Genomic DNA, 26,231 nt, shown 5'->3' with positions numbered 1-26,231 from the left:
AATATTCATAGTATGGCGATGCCTACGCCAGCAAGAATAGCGCCAATAATATTGGGAATATAATAGACACCAGACGCACAGGCATCTCACTCCTTAACAAACAACAATCAGGATATTTACTTTTACCAAGCTAACTGTTTACACCCAAAGTACACACAATTAACCATTCAATAACAAATGGCGATATCCATAGCCATACGACTTTACCTTGTAATGTTCGGTATTTCTTTATAATTATTCTGGGAAATCTAACATTTATTTTTAAAATCAAATTATCTTGTTGTTTAAAAATAAGTTCACATACTTTATCATCTTCTTCCGCCATCAACATCTCTGCATACTTAAACATTTCAGAACGTTCCTTTAGCACAGAAGAGTAATTATATGTCCAGTTCCCAGGCAATAATGCTTATGGATATTTAATTCATAATTTAGAGAATATTTTGCAATAATATTTGGCAGTATTCAGAAATACCTGAAAAATCATACTATACAGCCCTAGGGAATGGATAAAGATTCTAACAAAGCATTTCAACAATATATACTTGTTAAAAATCCATATCGAAATGCCGTTGCAGCATTAATATATGCCTCATTCATAAAATGTAAAAGAGCAAGCTCGTACCAGTAGGGGGGAAATTCATTGACATGTCCTGTCAATACGTACAGAGCCCTGCCATGCTTGCCAGCACGTAACAATTCCGCCCCCAGTAACCAGCGTGTTCCCTGATTATTCTCAGGGTTATATGTTAGTATTTTATCAATGAGTATAACGGCATCCTGATGACGCTGTAAATGAACATTCGCCAGAATTGCAGCATAAAGAGCGCAAATGCATATGCCAGATGAGCGTGAATATCAATGATGTCAGGAGCATGTCAGGCAAGACGCCTGAGTTTGTTGACGTAATTTGTTTCGTTTATTTCATCACTATCGTATGCGTCAAGAGTTTTTTCAAACTCATCCCGAAATGGGCCAAGCCTGGTTTCAGGAAATAAGAAATACCCTTGGTTATTGTTCACTTAAAAGTATAATTTGTAATTCAAATCCTGAGCCTGTAAAGCGGGGAGTAACATATTCTATTCTGAAGAGAATAAAAGTCGTGATGCGATGTATCAAGCCCGGATTGTAATCCCAGATTAACATAGATCACAAAACAACTTATTCTTCACTAACGTCAAGATAAATATCGTTGTATGCCTTATCACGACTACGAATACCAGCAAGATACAACTGACATACGGAAAGATACCACGTTTTTTACTCCCGAAAATAACGCTAAAAAGCTACTTCCCCATCGTTTGTCCTTAGTATTGCCAGCGCCAACAATGTGGGCTGACATGATAAAGCTGTCTAGGAAATTGTTCGCCTCCTCAGCGGACAATCCAAATGGTGATTGTCTCTGTTAAACGTTTATTTTGAAGGTCGACTGAATAAGGTGATGACGCTGTAGAATTTTTCACGTGCCACAGAATTTTGAACGCTTTCTCTTACAATATTTCAATGTTTCTATCAGTATTCGCCGGAAGAAGTCATCGACCAAATCATCCCAGTCGTCTCGCATCACTGACCATTCATGGTTGACATGTGGTGGAAATCCGCTTCTACAGTAACCATTTTTTATTCGCAAAACCGAACACGCCATACGGATAGCTGTTAACTGGCATGCCGAGGCAGTCGTTATTTATATTTGGTTTTGTCAATAATCTTTATTTTTTGTAAAAGGCAAATATAAATTATTCTCATTATTGTTTGTATTTGTGTATTGTCTTGCCGGTTAACATGATCGGAGATTAGTAATATGCGAATAACCACTCTGGCTTCCGTAGTCATTCCCTGTCTCGGATTTTCAGCCAGCAGCATAGCTGCTGCAGAGGATGTGATGATTGTCTCGGCATCCGGCTATGAGAAAAAGCTGACTAACGCAGCCGCCAGTGTTTCTGTGATTAGCCAGGAGGAATTGCAGTCCAGCCAGTACCACGATCTGGCGGAGGCTCTGAGATCAGTAGAGGGTGTGGATGTTGAAAGTGGTACGGGTAAAACCGGAGGGCTGGAAATCAGCATCCGAGGAATGCCAGCCAGTTACACGCTGATACTGATTGATGGTGTTCGTCAGGGCGGAAGCAGTGACGTGACTCCCAACGGTTTTTCTGCCATGAATACCGGGTTCATGCCCCCTCTGGCCGCCATTGAGCGTATTGAGGTTATCAGGGGGCCGATGTCCACACTGTATGGCTCTGATGCGATGGGCGGTGTGGTGAATATCATTACCAGAAAGAATGCAGACAAATGGCTCTCTTCCGTCAATGCAGGGCTGAATCTGCAGGAAAGCAACAAATGGGGTAACAGCAGCCAGTTTAATTTCTGGAGCAGTGGTCCCCTTGTGGATGATTCTGTCAGCCTGCAGGTACGCGGTAGCACACAACAGCGTCAGGGTTCATCGGTCACATCACTGAGCGATACAGCAGCCACGCGTATTCCTTATCCCACGGAGTCACAGAATTATAATCTTGGTGCACGTCTTGACTGGAAGGCGTCGGAGCAGGATGTGCTCTGGTTTGATATGGATACCACCCGGCAGCGTTATGATAACCGGGATGGGCAACTGGGGAGTCTGACGGGGGGATATGACCGGACCCTGCGCTATGAGCGAAACAAAATTTCAGCTGGCTATGATCATACTTTCACCTTCGGAACATGGAAATCGTATCTGAACTGGAACGAGACAGAAAATAAAGGTCGTGAGCTTGTACGCAGTGTACTGAAGCGCGACAAATGGGGGCTTGCCGGTCAGCCGCGGGAGCTTAAGGAATCGAACCTTATCCTGAATTCATTACTGCTTACCCCTCTGGGAGAATCTCATCTGGTTACGGTGGGGGGCGAGTTTCAGAGCTCGTCCATGAAAGACGGAGTTGTCCTTGCCAGCACAGGTGAAACTTTCCGGCAGAAAAGCTGGTCGGTATTTGCTGAGGATGAGTGGCATCTCACGGATGCACTTGCGCTGACTGCGGGCAGCCGCTATGAACATCATGAGCAATTCGGGGGACACTTCAGTCCGCGTGCATATCTGGTCTGGGATGTGGCAGATGCCTGGACGCTGAAAGGCGGTGTGACCACGGGATATAAGGCACCCAGAATGGGGCAGCTACATAAAGGGATTAGTGGTGTGTCCGGGCAGGGAAAAACAAATCTACTTGGTAACCCCGACCTGAAGCCGGAAGAGAGCGTCAGTTATGAGGCTGGGGTGTATTACGATAACCCCGCCGGTCTGAATGCCAATGTCACAGGTTTTATGACTGACTTCTCCAACAAGATTGTCTCTTATTCCATAAATGATAACACCAATAGCTATGTAAACAGCGGAAAGGCCCGGTTGCACGGTGTGGAATTTGCCGGCACATTGCCGCTGTGGTCAGAGGATGTCACGCTGTCACTGAATTACACCTGGACCCGAAGTGAACAACGTGATGGTGATAACAAAGGTGCGCCGCTGAGTTATACCCCTGAACACATGGTGAATGCGAAACTGAACTGGCAGATCACCGAAGAGGTGGCATCATGGCTGGGTGCCCGTTATCGCGGGAAAACACCACGTTTCACCCAGAATTATTCGTCACTGAGCGCTGTACAGAAGAAAGTGTATGATGAGAAAGGAGAATACCTGAAAGCCTGGACGGTGGTGGATGCAGGTCTGTCGTGGAAGATGACGGATGCCCTGACGCTGAATGCTGCGGTGAATAACCTGCTCAACAAGGATTACAGTGACGTGAGCCTGTACAGTGCCGGTAAGAGTACGCTGTATGCCGGTGATTACTTCCAGACGGGATCATCAACAACAGGATATGTGATACCTGAGCGAAATTACTGGATGTCGCTGAACTATCAGTTCTGATAATAACAAAACGCTATCACTGACGGTAGAATACGTTGCCACTGCAACTCCTGGCGGAACAGTGGCAACGTATTAGGTTAAGTGCATTTCCGATCCGCTAATGAGATTTCGTTACCAACAACTAATATCGTCACAGGAAATGCACGGATTATTTTTAACTTATCATTTACATACTTGTCCAGAGTGTAAGCGCACCGTGAAGGACGTGGGGTAAAAATTAGTTTACAGAGAGAGTGACGTTCCAGGGCAACAACTCTTTCATGCGGTTGGCAGGCCAGGTGTTGATTACACTGATCACGTGGCGTAGCCACGTTTCCGGCTCGATTCCGTTAAGTTTTGCAGCTACCGATCAGGCTGTACATCACTGCCGCACTATCGCTCGTCATCTCAAAGTCCGGTCTCGTCAGCAGGAAGGTATCATTCTCTCCCGCCATTTTTCCAGGGGCCCGGTCAGATAAGTCCCTTTGTCTATCGCTGACTCCTGACTCATAACCCGGTTAGCAGAATGCAGGGTCACCACCTCGCCACGACCAAATCCAAATAAGTCAATTGCACCTTCTCAATCGCCATTTTGTCAGTAAGCGTACAGCCTGAACTGATGGTATCTTCACCATCAATGACAACGGTGATCGCAATTTTACTGACGTTCGCCGGAACACGATCCAGTGCTATCTCAATGCTGGCCTGCTGCGAACCGGTAACGAGCCTGACTGCCCCCTCAGGAGAAGACAAATTATTATAAAAGATAAAGTCAGAATCGCCACTGACCTTTCCCTGAGCATTAAGCATGAACAGGCAGGTATCGGGTTCGCCTTTAAAGCCGGATTTGGCAGGGTACTGAAGATTCAGCCTGATCGTAGATTGCTGAAGGGGTATGTTTTGTCCGGATTGTAAATTCATATTAACTCTCCTGATTTTTGATTATTATTAATGCGCAGCGTTTATATATGTTCCCTAGGCTTAGTTCTGGACGCTGGATATTCGGTGAGGCGTAAATATGGTATGACACCATTTTTCATAACGCTGAAGTTTCTATACCTGTTGAATTTGAATTTTCATTGACCGGGTATCTTATTTTCCAGGGCCCGTTCCTTCATAAGTCGCAAAAGTAACATATATCCGAAGGGCATGCTGTTGATATCAGACACGGAATACTGGCTTTAACCAGCAACCACAGATAAACCCGGGGCCTGCATAAAAGGTTCATGCCAGAATTAACATAGCTCTGCTTTCTGCCCCCCCCCTTTCCCATATTCACCCGTTGATAGCGGATCGATACCCAAAAAAAACCCCGGCATTGCCGGGGTCAGACTCAGCGTCTTTTAGACATTGACGCCGTGCTGGGAAGCAAGCGCTGACAGACCACCGGCAAAACCCTGGCCAACAGCTTTAAACTTCCACTCAGTACCATGGCGATACAGTTCACCGAAGACCATTGCGGTTTCGGTTGAGGCGTCTTCAGACAGATCGAAACGGGCAATTTCCGTCCCGTTGTCGTTGTTGTAAACGCGCATGAAGCTGTTGCTCACCATGCCGAAGTTTTGTTTACGCGCTTCTGCATCATAGATGGTAACGGCAAATACCAGTTTTTTGATGTCTGCTGAGACTTTGGTCAGATCGATTTTGACCTGCTCATCGTCGCCGTCGCCTTCACCGGTACGGTTGTCGCCCTGGTGCTCTACTGCGCCATCAGGGCTGGTTTTATTATTGAAGAAAATGAAATGGGCATCTGACAGTACTTTACCGTCTTCACCTACTGCGAATACGGAAGCGTCCAGATCAAAACCCTGACCATCGGTTACACGGGCATCCCAGCCCAGGCCAACCATAGCGACATTCATGGTTGGTGCTTCTTTGGTCAGAGATACGTTGCCGCCTTTTACGAGAGAAACTGCCATTTTTAGCTCCTGCAAACAGTTGAATGAGGCTGAATTAACAGCCCCAGATATGAAAAGTTACTTTTCGATCAGGACGCGTTAATGCCGTACTGAGCACATACAGATGCCAGACCACCAGCATAACCCTGGCCTACTGCGCGGAATTTCCACTCACCATTGTGGCGATACAGCTCGCCGAACAGCATGGCAGTCTCAGTGGACGCATCTTCGGTCAGATCGTAGCGAGCGACTTCAGTCTGGTTATCGTCATTAACCAGACGAATAAACGCACCGGATACCTGACCAAAGCTCTGGCGACGAGCCTGAGCATCGTGGATGGTCACAACGAAGATGATCTTGTCAACTTCAGACGGGACGGCGTCCAGTTTAATTTTCAGCGATTCATCATCACCATCGCCCTCACCGGTGCGGTTATCGCCGGTGTGCGTTACGGAACCGTCGGATGACGTCAGGTTGTTATAGAAGATGAAATCTGAATCGCCGCGCACTTTGCCGTTTGAGGCCAGCAGGAATGCTGAAGCATCCAGGTCAAAGTCCTGACCGTCTGTTGAACGCGCATCCCAGCCAAGGCCCACCAGGACATTTTTCATTGACGGAGCTGCTTTACTCAGGGAGACGTTCCCGCCTTTGGAAAGAGAAACACTCATAAAATAACCTCTTCGATTAGTAATTGTTCAGGTTAACACTTAAGGGGATTAACTCCCCTTTTCCTCAGATTCAGGTTTGCCCGGGAACATGACGCTTGCGAGAATGCCCAGCGCCAGTACACCCAGTACAACATACAGGCTGGTTGTTGCCGCGATGCTGTAACCATGATGCCAGATGTGATCGGTCGCATTCAGGCCGAGTTTTGCCGCGATGAAGAACAGCAGCACGATAACGGCCTTCTCCAGATGAACCAGGTACTGTTTCAGTGCCTCAAGGACAAAATACAGAGTACGCAGACCCAGGATAGCAAACATCATGGCACTATAGACGATAAGCGGTTCACGACTGACGGCAATGATTGCCGGTACCGAGTCAAACGCGAACATTACGTCCGAGAGTTCAACCACAGCCACACACAGGAACAGCGGGGTCGCATACAGCGCCGCTTTTTTACCACGGCCAATGGTGACATCGCTGTTTTCTGGTTTCGCCAGTTCAGCATCCACTTCCTTCTGGTTAAGTAGGAAGGCATGCCCTCTGAGCTTCGGCCAGATAGGGAAGAAGCGTTTAACCATACGGTAAGCCAGATGCTGGGAGTAATCCTCAATTTCATCATCGTCATCACCGCTTTTAAGCATCATGACCGCCGTCCAGGCAACGATAATAGCGAAGACAACTTCAACGTACGGCCCCAGACTCAGCAGGCTCGTACCGATGGCGACAAAGATGCCCCTGAAGACGATGGCACCAATGATCCCCCAGTAGAGAACACGGTGGCGATAACGATCCGGAACGGCGAACCAGGAGAAGATTGCCATCATGACGAACAGGTTATCGACCGACAGCACTTTCTCCAGCGCATAACCCGTGACAAACAGACTGGCAACCTCAGCACCGTGGTGGATATAGAGGAAACCGGCAAATGCCATCGCAACCACAACCCAGAATACGGACCAGAGCGCAGCACTCTTCAGCGAGATTGGCTTGTCATCACGGTGCATAAACAGGTCAATAAAGATGGCACCGACTGAAAGCGCAATAAAAACAATGACCGTTTCAGTCGGGAAGCCGATGTGTGTGGAAACCATATTTTACCCTTAGGGATGTGGATCAGAGGCCAAATTCAGCCGGGTCGAAGCCCAACGCGATAGCGATCTCGCGGGAGGCCAGTTTCTCGTCCTGATCGAAGTTACCGTCACTTTTCGCAACGGCAATACCAACACGTAAGGCCAGCTGAGCGGCCTCAGGCTGATCTTTCAGCGCCAGGATGTATTTCATGGTTTCGCCCTTGCCAATTTCAACATCGAAATCGAAGCTTGAAACCAGTTTATTGAAGAACTCAATCACCTCATTGGTATCGAAGACCTTCAGCTCTTCTGAAGAGCGCAGAAAGCCCATCATTTTCTGCTTTTCTTCCGAACTTACGCCGTCACTCGATACGGCAATACGGGCACATACAGCAACGGTGCCCTGCATGAATTTTTTGTTTTTGAAACGGCCAACCTGGCGGGTCAGTTCGTCACGGCCTGAGTTAATGGCACCTTTAACTTTGTCGAAAAAGCTCATACCTGTTTCCTTTGTTGCTGTGTTATTTAGAACCGGCGCTCCAGCGAAATCCCCAGCCAAATGCCCGGTCCATTTCGTCCTGGCCTTTGAAGTACTGGTTAATTCGCTCGACTTTAATTGCGCCGTTTTCGTTTACGAGTCTGGCAATGGCGCACAATGTGCGACGGTTCTCACCTTCGGTCAGGCGGGTCTCAATGGGCGGTTGATCCGGCACATGAATGGTGACTACACCATCAGTCTTGTCCCAGCTGGGAACACCTTCATAAATAAAGGCGTAAATCAGCACTTCGCGGATATGCTTCCATTCACGTCCATTGATATGCAGCCACTCGCCGTCTGATACATCACCCGTCCGGTCATCGCCCTTGAGCTGAACATACGGTTCATCGCGATAATCACCGAATGCATTACCGAGCGCCTGAATGACCGATTTATACCCGTCCTGAAGCTCAACAAAGGCCCCCAGATCCAGGTCGATTCCTTTGGAGCCGAACATACCTGCAAAGCCTGATTTGCTACTGCCCCGGTGCCAGTTCAGGTTGATCCGGATTTCACCGAAGTTATCCCGTTTGGTCAGGCTGATTGCAGGCTTCTCTTTTGTCAGCGATACCTTGCTCAGGCTGATTTTTGTCTCAACTGGCGGAGGGGTTACAACCGGAGGAGTTGGGGCTGCGGGAGCCGGTTCGTCGGCAATATTTACGCCGAAATGCTCTGCCAGCGGTTTAAGTCCACCGTTGAACCCCTGCGCAACGAAGCGGAATTTCCAGTCATTATTACGACGGTAAAATTCCCCCAGAATTAAGGCTGCTTCCTGACGGCCGCTCAGTTCGACACTGCCGCTAACCAGGCCGGTAGCCCCTTGCTCCACGTCGATGGAAAGATTACGAAGACCGGACACCGTCTGCCCACCGTCACAGGTCACGGTGAACGCAATTTTCTGGACATCAGGTTTCAGCCGGTTGAGCGCGACAGTAAAGGTTGAGTACTGGCCTTCACTGACCAGGCTGACGGTACCATCATCGTTACGTGGCTGACCATAAAACACCATGTCCGCATCACCCTGCACCTTCCCGTCGGCATACAGGCGAAACGCCGAAGCATCCACCTGGCCGCCCGAGGTGATCCGGACCCGCAACTCCTGGGCTGGAACGGGGGCATTGCCCCCCGGCGTCAGGTTCATTAGCGAATAACCGCTGAAACGATATCGGAGTGCATATCGTCAATTGTGCGGCCGCGACAGGCATGGCCAAGGGCGGTAAAGTCCCAGTTGCCGTTATTACGGCGCAGCGAAGAAATAACGATCCCGGTATGTGAGCCCTGCTCAGTCAGCTTGTAGCGAGCCAGCTCTTTGCCGGTTTGATCGACAACGCGGCAGAAAGCGTTTTCGACGTCATTGAACGACTGACCACGGAAGCTGTTTACCGTAAACGCCAGGTATTCAACGTTTGCAGGCAGGCGGGAGAGGTTGACCTTAATCACTTCATCGTCACCGTCACCCTCACCGGTCAGGTTATCGCCACTGTGCACAACAGCGCCGCAGGTGGATTTCAGTTTGCGGAACCAGATGGTGTCAATTGTTTTACCTGTGCTGTCCATTAATACACAGCCAGCATCGAGATCGATTGAGTCGTTGCCTCCAAACAATCCTCCAAGAAGACCTTTTTTCTTAACCGGATCCCAACCGAGACCGAAATGAAGCTGGCTTAATGCAGATGATTCTTTGCTGAGTGATACCGTCTGGTTCTTAACTAATGAAACCATGTTTTATTCCTTAAAATGGTAATGACCGAGACAATCAAAGGTATATTTAGTAACTGACGAAGAAAATCATATCATGATGAAGTTCTCTGACAAGGGAAATTTTTGTGGTTTTCTGTAAAAACACAAAAAGAAATCCTTTTCAGGGTGTTAGTTTTTCTATTTTTAATTTAAATATCAATGTGTTATAAGGAATCCAAAAAACACTGACGCACTCCATAACCACAGGAGTTATTAATCATATTATGATTGACATGTAGCTTAGTCACTCATAGACTCACTTCTCAATCATAAATTTGCATGGCGTTCCGGATAATTAAAAAAAATGAACAAGAAAATTTGGTTTATGGAAGGTTTATCCTCCCAGCGAGATATTATTCAGGGGGTAAAATCATTTGCACAAAAAAATAATTTTGCCATTACCGTTTTTGCCTCCCACCGTAACGAAAGAAATGAAATCCTTTCCGTTGCCGATTATTCTTTGACTGAACCTGAAGATCCTCAAAAACGTCTTCAGTTTATCCAGGAAACCATTCAGACCTACGGCATCCACCATATTCATACTGGCCGTAACAGCCAGTGGTTTGAAGAACACCGTTCAGCCATTGAACCGACCGGTGCCACCCTTACTACCGGTGCAACGGGCGTCGACTGGTTAACTCTGGCTGACGAAAAAGTTACTTTTGCTCAGTTTATGGAGCAAAAGGGTCTCCCGGTCGTACCATCCTGGCGGGTGAATACGCTGGCAGAATTAAAGACACACCTCGCGGCCCCGCCGTTCACTGACAGCCCGGTATGCGTGAAGCCGGTGACGGGTATCTATGGCATGGGATTCTGGCGCTTTGATGACAGTGCTTCGCCTATGGCCGTCTTTAATCATCCCGAACATCGTCTGGTCAGTCCGCAACAGTATATTGCAGCAGCATCAGCTGCTGAGTCGTTTAAACCCCTTGTTTTGATGCCGTACCTGCCAGGCCCGGAATTTTCCGTCGATATCCTCGCGGATAAGGGCGAAATACTCGCAGCCGTGGGACGCCGTAAGGAAGGGGCTATCCAGTATCTGGTAAACGAAGGAAGCGCCTGGGAACTGGCGTGTGACTGCGCCCGTGTTATGAAGGCCGACGGGCTGGTGAATGTTCAGACGCGAAACGATGTGAATGGCAACCCGGTGCTGCTTGAAACCAACATGCGTCCGTCAGGGGGGGTGGGTTATACCCTTCACAGCGGTGTGAACCTTCCTGGGTTATTTGCTGCCTTTAAGCTCGGTCTGATGTCTGAAGATATGGTACGCCAGAGCGCTAAAAACACCTTTTCTCCGGTTGCGGTGAGATCCATTACGGATGTAATTGCATACCCGGAATCACTCTCTAACCTTCTGAATTAAGGCGTATTTATGTCTGATATCCTCGAAGATATGATTTATCGCCGTACCCTCTCATGCGGTACGATTCAGGTAACCCGTGACCAGGGTGAAGTTTCGCTCGATGACCTGTTTGACATCGCTGAAAGACGTAACCCGAAACGCGCCTTTCTGTTTGTCAGCAAAGTACTCGGCAGGCACATTCCCGTGCCACCCTCAGTCATGCGGCAGGCCTACAGACAGCTTGCCAGCCAGTTCCCCTCGACACTGACAGGACCCGTACTGTTTATCGGTATGGCTGAAACCGCCGTTGGGCTTGGGGCCGGTGTATTTGATGAAGTGCGCCACCAGCATCGTGAATCTGTCTATCTGACCTCTACCCGTCACCCGGTTGATGGCACGTTGCTTTGCGAGTTCAAGGAAGAACACAGCCACGCCACCGATCATCTGATCTATCTGCCAGATGATGAAGAGAAAAGACGTCGTGTTACCAACGCACGAACGCTGGTTTTGATTGATGACGAGGCAACCACCGGTAATACCTTTATTAACCTGCTTTCTGCCCTGCGTAATACCGGCAAGCTTCAACATATTGAACAGGTTATCGCCGTAACGCTGACCGACTGGAGTGGCAATGCCCTGTCGGAGCGCACCCCCTTGCCCGTCACTTCGGTTTCGCTTGTAAGCGGTCAGTGGGGATGGACCCCATTACCTGATGCACCTGTCCCGGACATGCCGAAAGTCAACGTAACTTCACGAGGAGAATGGGACATCCAGGGGAAACAGTCATGGGGCCGACTGGGGATGCTCGCACCTGCGGCCGATCTCGGCCATGAGGTCTCCGTCCACAAGGGGGAACGTATTCTGGTTCTCGGGACCGGGGAATTCGTCTGGGAGCCGTTCCTGCTTGCTGAACGGCTCGAAGCTGCCGGAGCACAGGCATTTTATGGATCGACCACCCGCTCCCCTGTCGCCGTTGGTTATGCCATTGAGTCCGCCATTTCCTTTACGGATAACTACGGGCTGGGCATCCCCAATTTTGTCTATAACGTCGCCCACCAGCAGTTTGACCGCATTCTTGTGTGTACTGAGACACCCGCAGAAAGTATTGACACGCAGCTTCTTAAAGCGCTGGCTGAGGTTGCGCCCGTCGTGGAGATTGTTACCTATGAATAAACCCGTTGTTCTGAGCGACCTTGACGACACGCTCTTTCAGACCCGTCGTAAAATGGTGGACGAGCTGGCCCTGGAGCCATTCCGTACCGGTGCCGTTGATCGCACCCTGAATCCACGAAGCTTTATGACGGAAGAACAGTCCATGTTGGTGGACTGGCTCCTGGAGCAGGCTGAACTCATACCCGTTACCGCACGGGGAACTGAAGAAATCAGCCGCGTACGGATCCCTTTCCACTCCTGGGCAATCACAACGCACGGGGCCGTCATTCTCACGCCTGAAGGCAAACCCGACGAGGAGTGGAAGGCCCATATGCTCGGCCAGCTGGCTCCCTACCAGGAAAAGCTGACATCGATGCAGCGTCTGATCACTGAAATGATGGACGCAAAAGGAATCAATGCCTGGGCAAGGCTGAACTTCGAATACGGTGAAACGGCGGTTTATATGGTGATGAAACACCGCGACAGCACCCGCCTTGACGAGCTCAATGCCATTGCAGATGAGATAGAAACGGTGTTTCCGACCGAGGGCTTCTACATCCACCGCAACAGTAATAACGTGGCCTGGCTTCCCACCCCGGTTGAGAAAGGGCTGGCAGTCAGCTGGCTGCTTGAAAAACTTCGGGCTGAACGAGGAGTTTTCCCCGTAATTGGTTTGGGCGACAGCCTGAGCGATCATCGTTTTATGAAACTGTGCAGCTGGTTTGGCATCCCGCGTCAGAGTCAGTTTGCAGATGCCATTTCACAGCGAATTTTTGGAGAAAATTAAAATGCAGCCACATGAAACATTTACCGGCTCATACCAGCCCGGTGACGTGGAATTTCTGCTAAAGCCGGTTGTCATTGAGATGACGCCGGTTGAGAAAAAAGAAGAACTGATTCAGTCCGGGAAGAAACATTATTCGGACATGCTCAGCCAGGAGCCAGCGCCTACACAATGGCATCTTGATTTGTTTCACCGGGCGCTGGATCGGGGCGCAGAGAGGCTTGCAAAAGAAGTCACACAGCTCGCTATTGCTCTGGCCGAACGCTTCGGTGATGAGCCCATTGTACTGGCCAGTCTTGTCAGGGCTGGCGTTCCGCTCGGCGTTATGCTGCACCAGGCCCTGCGTGACATGGGGAAAACCTCATGGCATTACGGTATCAGCATTATCCGGGATCGTGGAATTGACGGTGCAGCCCTCGACGTCATTGAAGAGCGGCATGGTACCAGCGGTATTGTCTTTGTTGACGGATGGACAGGTAAAGGCGCAATTACCGGAGAGCTTGTACGCGCACTGAAAGATCGCCCGGGCTATCCTGAGCAGCCGCGACTGGTTGTCCTGGCCGATCCCTGTGGCTGCTCCTGGCTTGCAGCCAGTGATGATGACTGGCTCATTCCTTTTGGCATCATGGGGGCGCCGGTATCAGGCCTGATCTCCCGGTCAGTATGGTCCTCTGAAGGATTACACGGGTGCATGGTTTGCGAGCATCTCAGTGAATTCGAATGCAGCCGGATGCTTGCCGATACCGTCGCTCATTTCCGTAAGAAGTTAACACCGTCATCCCTCGCTCCCCTGAGCTGGAATACGGAATCAGCCCGGGTCTTATGGCAGACAAGTCGCGACGTTATCGCGTTCCTGGCCGATGAATTTAAAGTGGACAGCGTCAATCGTATTAAACCCGGTATTGCTGAAGCAACCCGGGCTGTATTACGTCGGGTACCGGACCATGTATTTGTGCGTTCTATTGACGACCCGGACGTTGCCTTGCTTGTAGGGCTTGCTCGTGAAAAGGGAATAGTTGTTACAGAAATGGGGGGAACCCTCGGCCAGTATCGGGCTGTAACCATTATCAAGAAGGTACTCTGATGAAAAATCGTCTTTCTCCCTGGAATCTGGGAGCCACGCTATACATGCCTGCAACACGGGAAGATATTGCTGATGCCGTCCTGCACGGGAAAATCCCGGGCTTGCGCTCTCTGGTGATTTGCCTGGAGGATGCTGTCAGTGAAGCAGACATCCCCGTCGCCCTCAAAAATCTGGAGCACCTGCTGCACGAGCTCAGTAACAGCATGAGTAGCCTGGGTAAAAATGACTGGCCTCTGGTGTTCATTCGCCCCCGGCATGCCGAAATGGGCAGATGGTTAAAAGCGCATTATGATCTTTCCGCTGTCGACGGGTTTGTGCTGCCTAAATTTACCCTCAGTTCGTTAGCTGAATGGTGGGATATCATGGTCGGGACTCACCTGTGCATGATGCCAACGCTGGAAACAGAAGATGTCTTTGACGTGGTTCAGATGCGCGAGCTGGCTACCCGTCTGGAGGAACATCCCTGCCACGACCGCATTATTGCGCTTCGAATCGGCGGCAACGATCTTATGAACGTTGTGTCGCTTCGCCGTCCCCGGGACCTGACGCTGTATGACAGCCCGATGGGCTACGTCATCAAAATGCTCGTTTCGGTCTTCGGCCCGCGTGATTTTGCCCTGACCGCGCCTGTATGTGAGCATATTGACGATCATGCCGTTATGGCCAGAGAGCTGGCTCTTGATATGGCACACGGGCTTGTTGGGAAAACGGCCATTCACCCGGGTCAGATAGAGGTCATTCAAAACGCGCTGATGGTCACTCAGGGTGAGCATTCTGACGCTCTGCGGATCCTGAACTCTACCCAGGCCGTGTTTAAGTCGCAGGGAGCAATGTGTGAACCCGCCACACATCGCCGCTGGGCGGCTGGCATTCTGGACAGGGCTCGTTTTTATGGGTTACAGAACGAGCAAAGCGCTGATGGAATCAGATTACTTACCGTGACCCAGCATCATTAAGGAAATCATAATGGGGTTCAGGTTCAGAAAGTCGATCAACATTATTCCTGGCGTTCGCCTCAACCTGAGTAACGGTGCACCGAGCCTGAGTGTCGGGCCGAGAGGTGCTTCCGTTTCTTTTGGTAGCCGGGGGACCTATGCCAATCTGGGCTTGCCCGGTACCGGGCTGAGTTACCGTACCCGGCTTGACCGGGCCGCGCGTTCCAGAGGTGAAAACCGGACGGCAACCGACCCGGGGCTCAGACAGGCGCTTGAGCAGAAAGCCGCTGAACTCATGTCAGCGGTAACCGCAATCCGTAATATTCACGAGCTGACGCCGGATCCAAAAACAGGCATCAGCTGGGCAGAGCTGGAAGCAGTATACCTGCATAACAGAACGTCGCCTTTTCAGGTTCCGGCACCGGTGCGTCCAGAAAAGCCAGACTACCTTGTATTGCCGGAAAAGCCTGCCGAGAGCGAAGGCATTAGTTTTTTGGGTAAATGGTTTGAATCGGAATCAGCTAAAGCTGAGCGCCACGCCGAAAATCTTCGCCGGTGGCAGCAGGAGCTGATTGATGTGGAGCGTGAGAATACCCTTCGACAGCACCGGTACCAGCAACAACGGACGGCCTGGGCCGAACAGTATGCAAACTGGAAGTTTGAAGCTGAAGAACATGAAAAACGGCTCGCCACGGCTCAGGCAGATGCCCGGCAGCAGTTCCGGACAGACGCCGCGTTTTTCGAATCATACCTGGCGGGTGTGCTGGCAGAAACTGAATGGCCGCGTGAAACGCTTGTTGCATTTGAAGTAAAGCCGGAGCTATCAGCAGTCCTGCTGGACGTTGATTTAGCTGAGATTGAAGATTTCCCTGATAAGATTTACGGCGTTAATGCCCGGGGAACGGAGCTGACGGAAAAAGCCATGACGCAAAAAGCCGTACGCGAAAACTATGCCCACCACGTCCATGGCTGCTTGTTCCGCCTGGTCGGTATCGTTTTACATACGCTACCTTTCGACAACGTGATTGTGTCAGGCTTTACGCAACGGGTCAGTAAGCGGACCGGCTATCTGGAGGATGAGTATATCCTGTCCTGCAAATGCACTCGCAGCCAGATGTCGTCAGTAAATTTTGCAGGCATAAAACACATTGATCCGGTTGAAGCGTTAGGCGATCAACCGGTTATTCGAAAGATGAGCAGTACCTTCATTTTTCAGCCTATTGAACCACTAACCCTTTAAGCAGGCTAAATCTTACGATGCAATTAAATACCAGACAGGCCCGGATTTTTAAGCTTGCCAACTTACTGGGCACCGGCAAGCCCGTTTCCGCTGCCGACATTATAACCAGTCTGGAATGCTCTGAGCCGACATTAACCCGGGCCCTCAAAGAGCTACGCGAGTCATATTCTGCGGAGATCAAATACAGCAAGGCAGGTCATTCCTATCATCTCGTTAATCCGGGCCAGTTGGATAAAAAGACCCTCCGCCGGATGAATGAAGCGCTCGCACAGAATGCTGAACTGAAAACCGGTGAGTCCACAGGGAAGGTCGTACTCGATAAGGATAAAAAAACAGCCGTGTCATTATCGCTACGCATGCGGATTCTAAGAAAAATTGACCGTCTGGCTGCGCTGAGTGACTCGACCCGAAGTGAAGCGGTAGAGAAGCTGGCTCTGCACTCCGTTGATGAACTGATAAAAGAATACAGCGCTAAAAAGTCCTGACGCTAAATCTCAGACCGGGGTGAAAACTCCGGTTTTGTCATATTTCACCTCTGTATTGGCGTGATGCAAAATGGCATCTGAATCGATCATGGTTTGGCATCCATTTCCGATCACTGTTTGGCATCACAATCGATCACGATTTGGCATGCTTCCGCTCATTGATTGGCATCCTGGTGTCGTTACGGGGAAGTCATCTTCACAGGGATCTTCAGTCAGTTAGCATTACCGACATCCATTCACCAACTTACCGGAGATAATCAATGTCAAAACCCCGATGGACGCTTGATCAGAAAAAACATCACGTTGCCGCATGGCGCGCCAGCGGCCTTACCCGTGAACAGTACTGTGAACTTTACGACATTCCGTTTAAATCCCTGCGCCAGTGGCCGCAGGATGTCGCAAAAGCCGAAAAACGAGCCAGAGCACCAGAAATTATTCCTGTTTCAGTATCTGGCTCTTCCGGAATGACTGATGGCAGACCATTGTCGGATGAGCCTGTCACTCTCTTCCTGCCCGGTGGTATCCGGATGTGCTGCCAGCCTTCTCAGTTAACCGATGTTTTCCGGGCTCTTCGCCATGCTGACGCCTGATAACGTATTCCTGGTCGTAAAACCCGTCGATATGCGCCGGGGTATCGACACACTGACACAGTACGTCCAGAACGAACTTAACGCTGCATGGCATGACGGTGCTGCTTTTGTCTTCACCAATAAAGTCCGCTCCCGCATAAAAGTTCTCCGGTGGGACAAACATGGCGTATGGCTGTGTACCCGACGACTGCACCGGGGAAGCTTCCGCTGGCCCCGGAAAGGTGATGCCACATGGCATCTCACACAGGATGAGTTTCACTGGCTGGTCTTTGGGGTTGACTGGCAACAGGTGAAAGGGCATGACCTGGCAAAATGGGTATACCAGTAAGAACCCGAAGATGCTCAGAGCAACGCAATAACTCAATGAAATATAATGAATATCCATGCGTGATGTCATATAATCCACCGCATGGATATCTCGCTTCTCAGTACCACCAGTGACCCTGAACAGCTTCGCGCTCTGGCAATTGCCATGGTGCAAAAAGTCATGGCTGAGAATGCAGAACTTCAGAACCGTATCCGCATCCTGGAAGAGCAGATGAAGCTCGCACGCCAGCAGCGTTTCGGTAAAAAATGCGAATCGCTGGCCGGGATGCAGCGTTCCCTGTTCGAAGAGGATGTTGACGCGGATATCGCAGAAATCTCGGCGCATCTGGACAAACTGCTTCCTCAGACCGGGGACGAAGAAAAAACAACAACACGTCCTGTTCGTAAGCCCTTGCCTTCACCTCTTCCCCGTGCTGAAAAGGTTATCCCGCCAGCTGAGGAACGTTGTCCTGACTGTGATGCCCCCCTGCACTTCATTCGCGATGAAGTCAGCGAGAAGCTGGAATATATTCCGGCACAGGTCGTGGTCAACCGCTATATCCGCCCGCAGTACAGCTGTCCCTGCTGTGAGAAAGTGTTCAGCGGAAAAATGCCGGCACATATCCTTCCGAAAAGTGCTGTTGAGCCATCGGTCATCGCACAGGTTGTCATCAGCAAATATACCGACCATCTGCCCCTGTATCGCCAGCAGCACATTTTCTCCCGAATGGGGGTGGAGCTCCCCGTCAGTACAATGGCGGATATGGTCGGTGTTGCTGGCGCTGCACTGGCCCCGCTGGCAAAATTGTTACGCCACGAGCTTCTGACACGGGATGTTATTCATGCAGATGAAACGTCCCTGAGGCTCCTTGATACCCGGAAAGGCGGTAAATCCTGCTCCGGCTGGCTGTGGGCTTACGTCAGCGGAGAAAGAGTAAGCGTCAACGGAGCACCGTATTGACGCTTATTTATTGGTGAGTACTACGTTCCATGGCAGGAGTTCATCAACTCGGTTGGAAGGCCATTCTGGCAGTACGCTCAGGATATGGCGCAGATACGCTTCCGGATCGATACCGTTCAGACGGCAGGTGCCGATCAGCCCGTACAACAGTGCTCCACGCTCGCCGCCGTGATCGCTGCCAAAGAACATAAAGTTTTTCTTTCCGAGACAGACTGCACGAAGCGCTCTTTCCGCAGCATTATTATCCGCCTCCGCCAGACCGTCATCACTGTAATAACAGAGGGCATCCCACTGATTCAGTACATAGCTGCACGCTTCGCCCAGTCTGGATTTTTTCGACAGCGTACCATTCTTCTCCACCATCCATTCATGCAGTGACGTCAGTAACACTTTGCTTCGCTGCTGCCTGACGGCAAGACGCTCTGACTCCGGTAATCCCCGTATTTCATCCTCGATGGCGTACAGTTCACTGATTCGCTTCAGGGCTTCTTCTGCCGTCGCACTTTTGCTGCTGATGTATACATCGTGGATTTTTCGCCGGGCATGGGCCCAGCACGCAACTTCTGTCAGTGCACCACCTTCACGTTCTGCACTGAACAGCCGATCGTAACCGCTGAACGCATCCGCCTGCAGGATACCCCGGAAGGGACGAAGGTGTTGTACCGGATGTTTTCCCTGCCTGTCTGGTGAGTAGGCGAACCAGACCGCCGGTGGCTCTGATGAGCCCGCATTCCGGTCATCCCGGACATACGTCCAGATGCGTCCTGTTTTTGCCTTTTTTCTGCCCGGTGCCAGCACTTTTACTGGTGTGTCGTCAGTGTGAACCTTGCGGGTGTTCATCACGTAACGGTACAGGGTATCATTCAGCAGAGTCATTAACTGACAACATGCGTCAACCCAGTTGGAGAGTAATGCCCGGCTCAGTTCGATGCCCTGGCGGGCAAAGATTTCACTCTGACGATACAGTGGCAGGTGTTCGCAGTATTTTCCCGTTAACACGCGGGCAAGTAATCCGGAGCCCGCGATGCCGCGCTCTATCGGGCGGGACGGCGCTGGCGCTTCAACTATACAGTCACATTTTGTACAGGCTTTTTTTACCCGAACAGTGCGGATCACTTTCAGGGCGCTACTCACCAGTTCCAGCTGCTCAGCACTGACTTCCCCCAGATAATCCAGCTCACTGCCACACTCCGGGCAACAACTTTCTTCAGGCTCCAGACGGTGTATTTCACGGGGAAGATGTGCCGGTAACGGACGACGATGACGTGACTGTCGCAACTGGCGGGGAACCTGCGGGTCATCCTCACGCCCACTGTAACGATCGCTTTCCTGTTCGCGTTGTTTCAGTTGGGCCTCAGCCTGTTCAACCTCACGCTGCAGTTTTTCAGAACGGGTACCGAACAACATCCGGCGCAGTTTTTCTATCTGGGCCCTCAGATGTTCTATTTCCCGCTCCTCCTCTTCGATCTTTTCCTCGGCACGTGCCAGTGCAGAGCGCAGGAAGGCCTCCGTCTCTTCAACCAGACTCAGTTGCTGATCTTTCTGACGGAGGGCTTCAGCCTGCTCAGAGAGCAGCCTTTCCAGCTCAGTGATACGAATGAGGTATTTCCGACTCATGACCGTTTTTATAATCCGGCCATGACATTTTTACAACATTGTCAGTGCATTAAGGCGGGATGTTTTGGGCTGACGCCAGTCCAGTTTATCGAGGAGCATTGCCAGCTGCGAGCGGGTAATGGATACCTTACCGTCACGCACCGCAGGCCAGATAAACTGGCCTTCCTCCAGACGTTTGGTGAACAGGCACAGACCATCAGCATCAGCCCACAGAATTTTAATCATGTCACCCCGTCGGCCGCGAAAGATAAACAGGTGACCGGAGAAGGGGTTCTCATCCAGCACATGTTGTACCTGTTCTCCCAGACCGTTGAAGGATTTACGCATATCAGTAACGCCGGCAACCAGCCAGATTCGAGTGCCTGATGGGAGCGAGATCATCGTCCCCTCCCGGTCAGTTCACGGATCAACACCGTGAGCAGCTCTGGTGAAGGATTTTCCAGCGTCATGTTACCGTGGCGGAACTCAACTTTACAGGAACTGGCACTGACTGTGCTTTGTGAAGGAGTGGATAAAAGCGGAGTAAGAGCCGCCATAGGCTCTTTCTGCTCATCAGGCGTTATCTCAACAGGTAATAATTCAACGCCAGCGCCAGAAGAGGTTGTTACCGGAAGACGCCGCGATATACGCCTTTCGTTCTGCCAGAGCCTGAGCCATTTGAACAGGAGGTTATCATTGATATCGTGTTCCCGGGCAATACGGGCAACAGAGGCTCCTGGTTGTGAAGCCAGTTTAACCATTTGAAGTTTAAACTCATTTGAAAATGATCTGCGGGGTTCTGAGGATAATATTTTCTGTTCCATAACAGGTGTCCACTAGTTGAAAAGGTGGGCACCTACGTTACCAATACTGGCTTAATGGCTACATACGGCGGTCAGTTTACGCTTACGAGAAAGAAGCGGTCCGCCGGTCGTCTGTTTTGACTCGCAGACCGGACGGGCCCTCAGATATCCTGAGGCCTGGCTGCAGGGCTGGTGTGGCGGTACGCTGGTGAGTGACGGATACAGCGTGTACAAATCTCTGGCGGATAATGACCCCGGTATTACATCTGCCTGTTGCTGGAGCCACGCAAGGCGCGGTTTCGCAAATCTGTATAAGGCCAGCAGGGAGCCCCGTGCAGCCATGGCGCTGAGAAAAATCGCGGGTCTTTATCGCATTGAGAAGTTCATCCGTGAACGTCCTGTGGAAAAAATACGGCAATGGCGACAACGGTATTCCCGGCCGATAGTGAATGACCTGTTTGCCTGGCCTGAAGAGCAGGAGCCGTGCTGTCCGCCCGACGGACCACTAAACAAAGCGATTAATTATATCCTGAACCGGCGCGATGAACTGAGCTGCTTCCTGAGTGACGGAGCCGTGCCCCTGGACAACAATATCTGCGAGCGTGCTATCCGCCCGGTGGTCATGGGGCGGAAAGCATGGTTATTCGCCGGTTCACTGATGGCCGGGAACCGCGCGGCACAGATAATGAGCCTTCTGGAAACGGCAAAACGTAATGGTCTGGAGCCGCATGCCTGGCTGACAGACGTTCTGACGCGTCTACCGGAGTGGCCGGAAGACCGACTGGAAGAGTTGCTGCCCCTTGAGGGATTTACCTTCTCCGGGTGAGTGATACCTGCCATCAGGTGTTCGTGCAGCGGGCCATAACCCGCAGTCGGGAGTTGAACGCCTGACGACAGGAAATGAGCCAGAGCAGCGACCACGCGGGCTGACAGTGAGTCAGAACCTGAATCAGCCCGGAGCCATTCCCGGGGCTGTACTTCATCACCTGCCATCAGTACCCGTGTCAGTACTTCGCGACCTGACGCAATTACCCGACTCAGTTCTTCAGAACCCGCCTCCGATACCAGCCTGGCGGTCGCCCCTGTGCAACAAAATAAATCAACCATCGTCAGACGGTGATCAATCGTATGCGCTGCCAGTGGCTCGCCTGAAAAATGCGTCAATATGAGTTCGCCGGAACAATACCTCAGTTCTTCAGAACCCGCCTCCGATACCAGCCTGGCGGTCGCCCCGGCGCAACAGAATAAATCAACCATCGTCAGACTGCGATCATTCGTATGCATCGCTGATGATGCGCCCGAAAAACGCGTCAATATGAGTTCGCCGGAATATTACTGACGACACGGTTTGTAGTTACGTTCCTTCGGTGAGTGAGTACCTGTGCGTCAGGGTAACGCAATCAGTTCAGGTTTAGCGGGGTGTCAAGTCGGTTTGGCTAACCGACCGCAGAATTAACTGTACCTTTAAAGGTCGCCCCCGATATATCTGCCTGTCAGACATATCGCCGATTCGGTATCTCACTACATAAAACTCCTTAAAAAACAATGCGATTCTGTTGGTACGAAGCTTTCAGTAAGTCAGTCCGGAGAAGCGCCAGTACGATACAGAATGAGGTTGAAAAAAACGTTCACGTCTGGTCACTTCTTCAAATGTTAAAAAACATCTCGTAAAGAGCCAGTTTATGCGGGTTCGTTGAGTAGACGTGCGAGCGTCACTTTGTCAGCTTTAACGCTGACGAAAGTGACGCCCGCACAGCTTCAAACTCCACATGCACACGCAAGCGACCAAATTTCAAATGGTCTTATGCCGTGCGCACAGTCATAAGAAGCGCATGCGGAAAGTCAGAAAATATCTTAAGACGCAGATTTTAAAGGCGTTTTTATGCCAGTCTGCCGGGAATACACAGTAGTCCGGTTGTCCGGAAGCACCACGGTAATCCGAAGGAAAAATCAACGTACCTCAATCACCGTAGTGATATCCGTTCCCAGAGGCTAAACGGATGTACCACCATAAAGGCATCCTCTTTCAGGCTACGAGGATATTGCAATCACCCGAAGGCGTTTCTCTCAGATTGCTGAAACATTGGCTGGCAGTCACCCGAAGGCGTCCCTCTCAGACTGCTGGAACATTGGCTGGTCGCAAAAGCGACAGTTAATGCAAATACAGGTTAACAAAAAGGGAAATCTGCCGTCAACCCAACCATATGAACATGTTGATTTCATTATGAATGTGATGTTCTAATATAAATTAATCAGTAACTTCATAAAAAGAATATAAGAAACAGATAATGCATGTATTTACACACATATCAGCACAATGATAGATTACCACCCCAGAAACACGATAAAGGTATAATTATGGAATTTTCCGTTATTTTTTTCTGGGTTATCACTGGTCTTATTACCATCTTATTCTTAAAATCAATAATAACCGATCTAATAAAAAACCTAAACAAAACAGACATAGCGTTATATATATTGGCATTTTTATCAGCCGGATATACATTCCAGTATATTTACAATGACAATATATTTTCAGAACTATGGGGAGTTGGCCTGTTTGTTACTCTGATAGTACTGAATATAGTATTTAATCTCTTTTTTAGACTCTTATTCATTCTCTCGAAAATGATATTAATGTCACGACATATAAGAAAGATGCAAAAAAAACTAAAACAGACGTCTGTGCCTGATTTTATTTATTATTCAATAGAAAAACACAACAAATATCCCATATATGTATTACACATGCCATCAAACAATATAATTGAAATAGGCTACAATATAATAAACACCGATCTGGTCATTGGCGAAAAAATTCATTTCAGGACACTAAGCAATCGTTCTTTATATTTTAACCTCACCCAACCCCCATTAATCGCCACAATAAAAGATGATGTGTTTTGCACTCTTCATGATTACTATAACCACAATAATGAAACGAAATCCACTATTGACAATTACATATCAAAAATAAAGGATAATCATAATACCCCATGGTTATTAAACAACGAAAATGTTCAGGAATAAAAAAAAAGAGACAATTCCCGAGATAAAACAAAAGAGCATAAACATATGAACCGGAAATTCTATTTCAAAAATATCCTGTGGGGAATGTGCCCCATTATAATATCCATATTGCATCTGATATATGACACACCAACAGAAGCATCGATAAAAGTTGACTTATTTCTGATACTCAGTGGCCTGGCCCTTCCTTGTTCAATATACCTGACAAAAACAATCACACTAAAATACACATCCATATCATTCTGGAAAAAACCTCTTTTCTGGTCTTATGGTATATATCATTTTCATCTTGTTTATATAATGATATGTATAGTTTTAGCAATACCTTCTGCAATTATCGTTTTATTCTTTCACTTTTATCAAAACATCACCAGAAACTGGAAGTGACAACCGCAATAATGAACATAAAAAGGCAAATCAGAATGGCAGTAAATCAATAAAGTACCATTTCATATGAATCATCAGAAAAACGGTGGACGCGACATCCAGCACGAGGCAAAACACAGCAACAAAATAAGCCGGATATCGCGCCCTGTACTTTTCTAACTCAACTCCCGGCATTGTGCAAGTTTTAATCGCAGGTGGATTCAGAGCCACGCCCCCATTGATTCAGCCTGAAGACACGTATATCCTTGGAGAAAGCAGGAATCTCATTGCTGTGAAATTCCTTACAGAATCTTCAGCCCCATTTTATGGGGCTTTTTTTGGTGCCCCCACGCTGTTACCACACTTTCGGGATGCGAATAAAAAAGCCCACAGTTTTTACACTGCGGACTTTTGTTTTTTCTTTGTGATTTGTGTGCAAGGGTGCGACTTTCGACCGAACCTTTGGCAACCGGATAGCGGGGACTGTTGTCCCCGCTGCGGTTTCTTACGGTTTACACTGCAAGAACGCCGCAATTTCCGACCACATGAAGCTTACCCTGAATTCACACGGTGATGCGTGTAACACCCAGACGGTCAGCAACATGGTCAGGCATAACATGCCCACAATGATCGTTTTTTGCGGCATAGCACTTGCTCCTTTTACAGAGAGGCGCTAACCTTCCACTTGCTGAAGGTAGATGGTCAGGGCCTCGGGTTAACGTTTAAGTTGACTCGGGGCCTTTCCACATCCGGCCTTCAGGTAATCCTTCCAGCCGTCAGCCGAAAGGCACCCGCGCGTAATGTACTGGTTTTCAGAGAGGTCCGCAATCTTCCGGTGACGAGATCATCTGCACACGCCCCGGTGGGACGGGCTAACGGTATATTCAGGTGCAGGATCTCTCTGTCTGGTGCGTTTTTAAATTGTCAAACGCACCCTGGCGGCAAAATCAGCCACCTTTTTTCGCATCAACAAAACGCCCAAAACGCTGGGTAAAGCGTGCAACATTACCTTCTGAAGCGACAGTTCTCAGTTTACCTGTATAAAACGGATGCGACTTAGAAGAAACGTCAATTGTAACATATGGGTAAGTTACACCATCCAGTTCAATTACCCGGTCAGTTTTGATCGTCGAACCGATCCTGAAGTACTCATCAATACTGGTATCGTGAAATACTACTGTACGGTATTCCGGATGGATATTCGGTTTCACAACAGTTTTCCCCCTTTAAGTGAAAATTCCGCATAAAGGTACATATTCAGACGGTCAGATTCAACTGTCTGTTCTTATAACCTCACTCTCTTTCAGTATTACAATATGTTATATAATTATAAACTGGACTTCCCGAAAAAATCCATTAAATAAGAAGCGAGCCGTTGCGGAGGCTTGCTCTCTCCTTTAACCTCATGTGCAATATCCGTAACGCGCTCACATAAATCATCATCTGATAATATAACAACACCCATTATTTTATTCTGACCTAAAAACTTCTTATGAAATAAACGTTTACCCGACGTATCTGATCCCGCTGTTTTTACCTGTATCCTTTAACATACTTGAGAAGCCCGCTGAAAAAATATACCGTAAAGGCGGTTTCTCTGTCTTCCATAAACCTGTCGGATAAGAAGGGCATTAAATGAAAACCAAAAAAGTTATGATGATTGCACTGGTCAGCTCTGCGCTGGCTCTTTCAGGATGTGGAGCCATGGGCACAGCGATCAAAAAACGAAATCTGGAAGTAAAAACCCAGATGTGAACCGCCCCGGTTTTCCTGG

At 49.3% G+C, this 26,231-nt stretch carries 27 protein-coding genes and 4 pseudogenes; 16 read left to right on the top strand and 15 right to left on the bottom strand.

What is annotated here, in order from left to right; genetic code table 11:
* Nucleotides 1–130: 130 nt before the first annotated feature.
* Nucleotides 131–349 carry a hypothetical protein gene (locus tag QUE34_RS06550; protein ID WP_047082682.1) on the bottom strand — a complete coding sequence of 73 codons (219 nt, stop codon included), beginning with the start codon at nucleotides 347–349 and terminating at the stop codon, nucleotides 131–133.
* Between the two features lie 1,331 nt (nucleotides 350–1,680).
* Complete coding sequence (locus QUE34_RS28415; protein ID WP_000922604.1) at nucleotides 1,681–1,863, bottom strand: hypothetical protein; 183 nt, start codon at nucleotides 1,861–1,863, stop codon at nucleotides 1,681–1,683.
* Here QUE34_RS28415 and iha point away from each other — a divergent pair.
* On the top strand, nucleotides 1,802–3,892 hold the full coding sequence (iha, locus tag QUE34_RS06545; protein ID WP_001223350.1) for a bifunctional siderophore receptor/adhesin Iha: 2,091 nt from the start codon (nucleotides 1,802–1,804) through the stop codon (nucleotides 3,890–3,892). The genes QUE34_RS28415 and iha overlap by 62 nt on opposite strands.
* A 217-nt stretch (nucleotides 3,893–4,109) precedes the next feature.
* Here iha and QUE34_RS06540 read toward each other — a convergent pair.
* From QUE34_RS06540 to QUE34_RS06505, 8 genes and pseudogenes are all read right to left on the bottom strand, one after another.
* Nucleotides 4,110–4,260 (bottom strand): annotated as a pseudogene (locus QUE34_RS06540) (transposase domain-containing protein); the annotation flags it as partial.
* A 145-nt stretch (nucleotides 4,261–4,405) separates the two neighbouring features.
* Nucleotides 4,406–4,792 carry a TerD family protein gene (locus QUE34_RS06535; protein ID WP_001053349.1) on the bottom strand — a complete coding sequence of 129 codons (387 nt, stop codon included), beginning with the start codon at nucleotides 4,790–4,792 and terminating at the stop codon, nucleotides 4,406–4,408.
* Between the two features lie 422 nt (nucleotides 4,793–5,214).
* Nucleotides 5,215–5,790, bottom strand: coding sequence for a TerD family protein (locus tag QUE34_RS06530; RefSeq protein ID WP_000301248.1), 576 nt, complete (start codon nucleotides 5,788–5,790; stop codon nucleotides 5,215–5,217).
* A gap of 68 nt (nucleotides 5,791–5,858) precedes the next feature.
* On the bottom strand, nucleotides 5,859–6,437 hold the full coding sequence (terD, locus tag QUE34_RS06525; RefSeq protein ID WP_000116680.1) for a tellurium resistance membrane protein TerD: 579 nt from the start codon (nucleotides 6,435–6,437) through the stop codon (nucleotides 5,859–5,861).
* 48 nt (nucleotides 6,438–6,485) lie between these two features.
* Nucleotides 6,486–7,526: a tellurium resistance membrane protein TerC gene (gene terC / locus QUE34_RS06520; RefSeq protein WP_000255079.1), complete on the bottom strand. Its 1,041-nt coding sequence runs from the start codon at nucleotides 7,524–7,526 to the stop codon at nucleotides 6,486–6,488.
* A 22-nt stretch (nucleotides 7,527–7,548) separates the two neighbouring features.
* Nucleotides 7,549–8,004 (bottom strand): tellurite resistance TerB family protein, encoded by a 456-nt coding sequence (locus tag QUE34_RS06515; RefSeq protein ID WP_000007449.1) that lies wholly within the window; start codon nucleotides 8,002–8,004, stop codon nucleotides 7,549–7,551.
* 22 nt (nucleotides 8,005–8,026) lie between these two features.
* Nucleotides 8,027–9,184 carry a TerD family protein gene (locus QUE34_RS06510; RefSeq protein WP_001054789.1) on the bottom strand — a complete coding sequence of 386 codons (1,158 nt, stop codon included), beginning with the start codon at nucleotides 9,182–9,184 and terminating at the stop codon, nucleotides 8,027–8,029.
* On the bottom strand, nucleotides 9,184–9,765 hold the full coding sequence (locus QUE34_RS06505) for a TerD family protein (protein WP_000254140.1): 582 nt from the start codon (nucleotides 9,763–9,765) through the stop codon (nucleotides 9,184–9,186). Before QUE34_RS06505 ends, QUE34_RS06510 begins: the two co-directional genes overlap by 1 nt.
* Before the next feature lie 322 nt (nucleotides 9,766–10,087).
* Between QUE34_RS06505 and QUE34_RS06500 the strand changes: the two genes are divergently transcribed.
* The 10 genes and pseudogenes from QUE34_RS06500 to tnpC (QUE34_RS06455) all read left to right on the top strand — a co-directional run.
* On the top strand, nucleotides 10,088–11,146 hold the full coding sequence (locus QUE34_RS06500) for an ATP-grasp domain-containing protein (RefSeq protein ID WP_001035166.1): 1,059 nt from the start codon (nucleotides 10,088–10,090) through the stop codon (nucleotides 11,144–11,146).
* A 9-nt stretch (nucleotides 11,147–11,155) separates the two neighbouring features.
* A complete protein-coding gene (locus QUE34_RS06495) occupies nucleotides 11,156–12,298 on the top strand; it encodes a phosphoribosyltransferase domain-containing protein (protein WP_001280118.1) in 1,143 nt (380 codons plus the stop codon).
* Nucleotides 12,291–13,064 carry an HAD family hydrolase gene (locus tag QUE34_RS06490; protein WP_001040060.1) on the top strand — a complete coding sequence of 258 codons (774 nt, stop codon included), beginning with the start codon at nucleotides 12,291–12,293 and terminating at the stop codon, nucleotides 13,062–13,064. The genes QUE34_RS06495 and QUE34_RS06490 overlap by 8 nt, the downstream gene beginning before the upstream one ends.
* Nucleotide 13,065: 1 nt before the next feature.
* On the top strand, nucleotides 13,066–14,145 hold the full coding sequence (locus tag QUE34_RS06485) for a cysteine protease StiP family protein (protein ID WP_001182418.1): 1,080 nt from the start codon (nucleotides 13,066–13,068) through the stop codon (nucleotides 14,143–14,145).
* Nucleotides 14,145–15,101 (top strand): HpcH/HpaI aldolase/citrate lyase family protein, encoded by a 957-nt coding sequence (locus QUE34_RS06480; protein WP_000797372.1) that lies wholly within the window; start codon nucleotides 14,145–14,147, stop codon nucleotides 15,099–15,101. The genes QUE34_RS06485 and QUE34_RS06480 overlap by 1 nt, the downstream gene beginning before the upstream one ends.
* A 10-nt stretch (nucleotides 15,102–15,111) precedes the next feature.
* Complete coding sequence (locus QUE34_RS06475; RefSeq protein ID WP_000506898.1) at nucleotides 15,112–16,320, top strand: DUF4236 domain-containing protein; 1,209 nt, start codon at nucleotides 15,112–15,114, stop codon at nucleotides 16,318–16,320.
* A 17-nt stretch (nucleotides 16,321–16,337) separates the two neighbouring features.
* On the top strand, nucleotides 16,338–16,805 hold the full coding sequence (terW, locus tag QUE34_RS06470; RefSeq protein ID WP_001176766.1) for a tellurium resistance protein TerW: 468 nt from the start codon (nucleotides 16,338–16,340) through the stop codon (nucleotides 16,803–16,805).
* Between the two features lie 260 nt (nucleotides 16,806–17,065).
* Nucleotides 17,066–17,395: an IS66 family insertion sequence element accessory protein TnpA gene (gene tnpA, locus QUE34_RS06465; RefSeq protein ID WP_000042916.1), complete on the top strand. Its 330-nt coding sequence runs from the start codon at nucleotides 17,066–17,068 to the stop codon at nucleotides 17,393–17,395.
* Complete coding sequence (tnpB, locus tag QUE34_RS06460; RefSeq protein WP_000957248.1) at nucleotides 17,382–17,723, top strand: IS66 family insertion sequence element accessory protein TnpB; 342 nt, start codon at nucleotides 17,382–17,384, stop codon at nucleotides 17,721–17,723. Before tnpA (QUE34_RS06465) ends, tnpB (QUE34_RS06460) begins: the two co-directional genes overlap by 14 nt.
* Nucleotides 17,724–17,804: 81 nt before the next feature.
* A pseudogene (tnpC, locus tag QUE34_RS06455) lies at nucleotides 17,805–18,635 on the top strand (IS66 family transposase); the annotation flags it as partial.
* 30 nt (nucleotides 18,636–18,665) lie between these two features.
* Here the strand turns inward: tnpC (QUE34_RS06455) and QUE34_RS06450 are convergent.
* The 3 genes from QUE34_RS06450 to tnpA (QUE34_RS06440) are packed head-to-tail and all read right to left on the bottom strand — an operon-like array spanning nucleotide 18,666 to nucleotide 21,082.
* A complete protein-coding gene (locus QUE34_RS06450; protein WP_000088522.1) occupies nucleotides 18,666–20,279 on the bottom strand; it encodes an IS66-like element IS682 family transposase in 1,614 nt (537 codons plus the stop codon).
* A 30-nt stretch (nucleotides 20,280–20,309) separates the two neighbouring features.
* Entirely contained in the window at nucleotides 20,310–20,660 is a 351-nt protein-coding gene (gene tnpB / locus QUE34_RS06445) for an IS66 family insertion sequence element accessory protein TnpB (RefSeq protein ID WP_047082742.1), read from the bottom strand.
* The gene (tnpA, locus tag QUE34_RS06440) at nucleotides 20,657–21,082 is read right to left on the bottom strand and encodes an IS66-like element accessory protein TnpA (RefSeq protein WP_000435663.1); all 426 of its coding nucleotides are present in this window, start codon (nucleotides 21,080–21,082) and stop codon (nucleotides 20,657–20,659) included. Before tnpA (QUE34_RS06440) ends, tnpB (QUE34_RS06445) begins: the two co-directional genes overlap by 4 nt.
* 67 nt (nucleotides 21,083–21,149) lie before the next feature.
* Here tnpA (QUE34_RS06440) and tnpC (QUE34_RS06435) point away from each other — a divergent pair.
* From tnpC (QUE34_RS06435) to QUE34_RS28545, 4 genes and pseudogenes are all read left to right on the top strand, one after another.
* A pseudogene (gene tnpC, locus QUE34_RS06435) lies at nucleotides 21,150–21,887 on the top strand (IS66 family transposase); the annotation flags it as partial.
* A 339-nt stretch (nucleotides 21,888–22,226) separates the two neighbouring features.
* Complete coding sequence (locus QUE34_RS06430; protein ID WP_000097913.1) at nucleotides 22,227–22,400, top strand: hypothetical protein; 174 nt, start codon at nucleotides 22,227–22,229, stop codon at nucleotides 22,398–22,400.
* A gap of 1,019 nt (nucleotides 22,401–23,419) precedes the next feature.
* Nucleotides 23,420–24,091 (top strand): hypothetical protein, encoded by a 672-nt coding sequence (locus tag QUE34_RS06425; protein ID WP_000397130.1) that lies wholly within the window; start codon nucleotides 23,420–23,422, stop codon nucleotides 24,089–24,091.
* 45 nt (nucleotides 24,092–24,136) lie between these two features.
* Nucleotides 24,137–24,478 (top strand): colicin E1 family microcin immunity protein, encoded by a 342-nt coding sequence (locus QUE34_RS28545; protein WP_001303895.1) that lies wholly within the window; start codon nucleotides 24,137–24,139, stop codon nucleotides 24,476–24,478.
* 484 nt (nucleotides 24,479–24,962) lie between these two features.
* On the opposite strand, the gene QUE34_RS06420 is transcribed toward QUE34_RS28545, so the two are convergent.
* Together QUE34_RS06420 and QUE34_RS06415 are read right to left on the bottom strand one after the other, a co-directional pair.
* Nucleotides 24,963–25,103, bottom strand: a complete 141-nt coding sequence (locus QUE34_RS06420) for a Hok/Gef family protein (RefSeq protein ID WP_001135715.1) — start codon at nucleotides 25,101–25,103, stop codon at nucleotides 24,963–24,965.
* 301 nt (nucleotides 25,104–25,404) lie between these two features.
* Entirely contained in the window at nucleotides 25,405–25,668 is a 264-nt protein-coding gene (locus QUE34_RS06415; RefSeq protein ID WP_000803992.1) for a type B 50S ribosomal protein L31, read from the bottom strand.
* A 424-nt stretch (nucleotides 25,669–26,092) separates the two neighbouring features.
* Here QUE34_RS06415 and QUE34_RS06410 point away from each other — a divergent pair.
* Nucleotides 26,093–26,209 (top strand): annotated as a pseudogene (locus tag QUE34_RS06410) (complement resistance protein TraT); the annotation flags it as partial.
* Nucleotides 26,210–26,231 lie beyond the last annotated feature (22 nt).

This window comes from Escherichia sp. KS167_9B (assembly GCF_030295215.1).
Classification (GTDB): domain Bacteria; phylum Pseudomonadota; class Gammaproteobacteria; order Enterobacterales; family Enterobacteriaceae; genus Escherichia; species Escherichia coli_F.
The sequence above is the reverse complement of the archived record's forward strand: the minus strand, read 5'-3'. Positions and strand labels throughout refer to the sequence as shown.

Excerpts from the sequence above, each read along its gene's own strand:
- tnpB (WP_047082742.1), bottom strand. The coding sequence starts at position 20,660 with ATGATCTCGCTCCCATCAGGCACTCGAATCTGGCTGGTTGCCGGCGTT.
- tnpA (WP_000435663.1), bottom strand. The coding sequence starts at position 21,082 with ATGGAACAGAAAATATTATCCTCAGAACCCCGCAGATCATTTTCAAAT.
- QUE34_RS06530 (WP_000301248.1), bottom strand. The coding sequence starts at position 5,790 with ATGGCAGTTTCTCTCGTAAAAGGCGGCAACGTATCTCTGACCAAAGAA.
- QUE34_RS06490 (WP_001040060.1), top strand. The coding sequence starts at position 12,291 with ATGAATAAACCCGTTGTTCTGAGCGACCTTGACGACACGCTCTTTCAG.
- QUE34_RS06510 (WP_001054789.1), bottom strand. The coding sequence starts at position 9,184 with ATGAACCTGACGCCGGGGGGCAATGCCCCCGTTCCAGCCCAGGAGTTG.
- terC (WP_000255079.1), bottom strand. The coding sequence starts at position 7,526 with ATGGTTTCCACACACATCGGCTTCCCGACTGAAACGGTCATTGTTTTT.
- QUE34_RS06500 (WP_001035166.1), top strand. The coding sequence starts at position 10,088 with ATGAACAAGAAAATTTGGTTTATGGAAGGTTTATCCTCCCAGCGAGAT.
- QUE34_RS06480 (WP_000797372.1), top strand. The coding sequence starts at position 14,145 with ATGAAAAATCGTCTTTCTCCCTGGAATCTGGGAGCCACGCTATACATG.
- QUE34_RS06425 (WP_000397130.1), top strand. The coding sequence starts at position 23,420 with ATGGAATTTTCCGTTATTTTTTTCTGGGTTATCACTGGTCTTATTACC.
- QUE34_RS06450 (WP_000088522.1), bottom strand. The coding sequence starts at position 20,279 with ATGAGTCGGAAATACCTCATTCGTATCACTGAGCTGGAAAGGCTGCTC.
- QUE34_RS06430 (WP_000097913.1), top strand. The coding sequence starts at position 22,227 with ATGAGTTCGCCGGAACAATACCTCAGTTCTTCAGAACCCGCCTCCGAT.
- QUE34_RS06550 (WP_047082682.1), bottom strand. The coding sequence starts at position 349 with ATGTTTAAGTATGCAGAGATGTTGATGGCGGAAGAAGATGATAAAGTA.
- tnpB (WP_000957248.1), top strand. The coding sequence starts at position 17,382 with ATGCTGACGCCTGATAACGTATTCCTGGTCGTAAAACCCGTCGATATG.
- QUE34_RS28545 (WP_001303895.1), top strand. The coding sequence starts at position 24,137 with ATGAACCGGAAATTCTATTTCAAAAATATCCTGTGGGGAATGTGCCCC.
- QUE34_RS06495 (WP_001280118.1), top strand. The coding sequence starts at position 11,156 with ATGTCTGATATCCTCGAAGATATGATTTATCGCCGTACCCTCTCATGC.
- QUE34_RS06515 (WP_000007449.1), bottom strand. The coding sequence starts at position 8,004 with ATGAGCTTTTTCGACAAAGTTAAAGGTGCCATTAACTCAGGCCGTGAC.
- QUE34_RS06535 (WP_001053349.1), bottom strand. The coding sequence starts at position 4,792 with ATGAATTTACAATCCGGACAAAACATACCCCTTCAGCAATCTACGATC.
- tnpA (WP_000042916.1), top strand. The coding sequence starts at position 17,066 with ATGTCAAAACCCCGATGGACGCTTGATCAGAAAAAACATCACGTTGCC.
- terD (WP_000116680.1), bottom strand. The coding sequence starts at position 6,437 with ATGAGTGTTTCTCTTTCCAAAGGCGGGAACGTCTCCCTGAGTAAAGCA.
- QUE34_RS28415 (WP_000922604.1), bottom strand. The coding sequence starts at position 1,863 with ATGCTGCTGGCTGAAAATCCGAGACAGGGAATGACTACGGAAGCCAGA.
- iha (WP_001223350.1), top strand. The coding sequence starts at position 1,802 with ATGCGAATAACCACTCTGGCTTCCGTAGTCATTCCCTGTCTCGGATTT.
- QUE34_RS06475 (WP_000506898.1), top strand. The coding sequence starts at position 15,112 with ATGGGGTTCAGGTTCAGAAAGTCGATCAACATTATTCCTGGCGTTCGC.
- QUE34_RS06485 (WP_001182418.1), top strand. The coding sequence starts at position 13,066 with ATGCAGCCACATGAAACATTTACCGGCTCATACCAGCCCGGTGACGTG.
- QUE34_RS06505 (WP_000254140.1), bottom strand. The coding sequence starts at position 9,765 with ATGGTTTCATTAGTTAAGAACCAGACGGTATCACTCAGCAAAGAATCA.
- terW (WP_001176766.1), top strand. The coding sequence starts at position 16,338 with ATGCAATTAAATACCAGACAGGCCCGGATTTTTAAGCTTGCCAACTTA.
- QUE34_RS06420 (WP_001135715.1), bottom strand. The coding sequence starts at position 25,103 with ATGCCGCAAAAAACGATCATTGTGGGCATGTTATGCCTGACCATGTTG.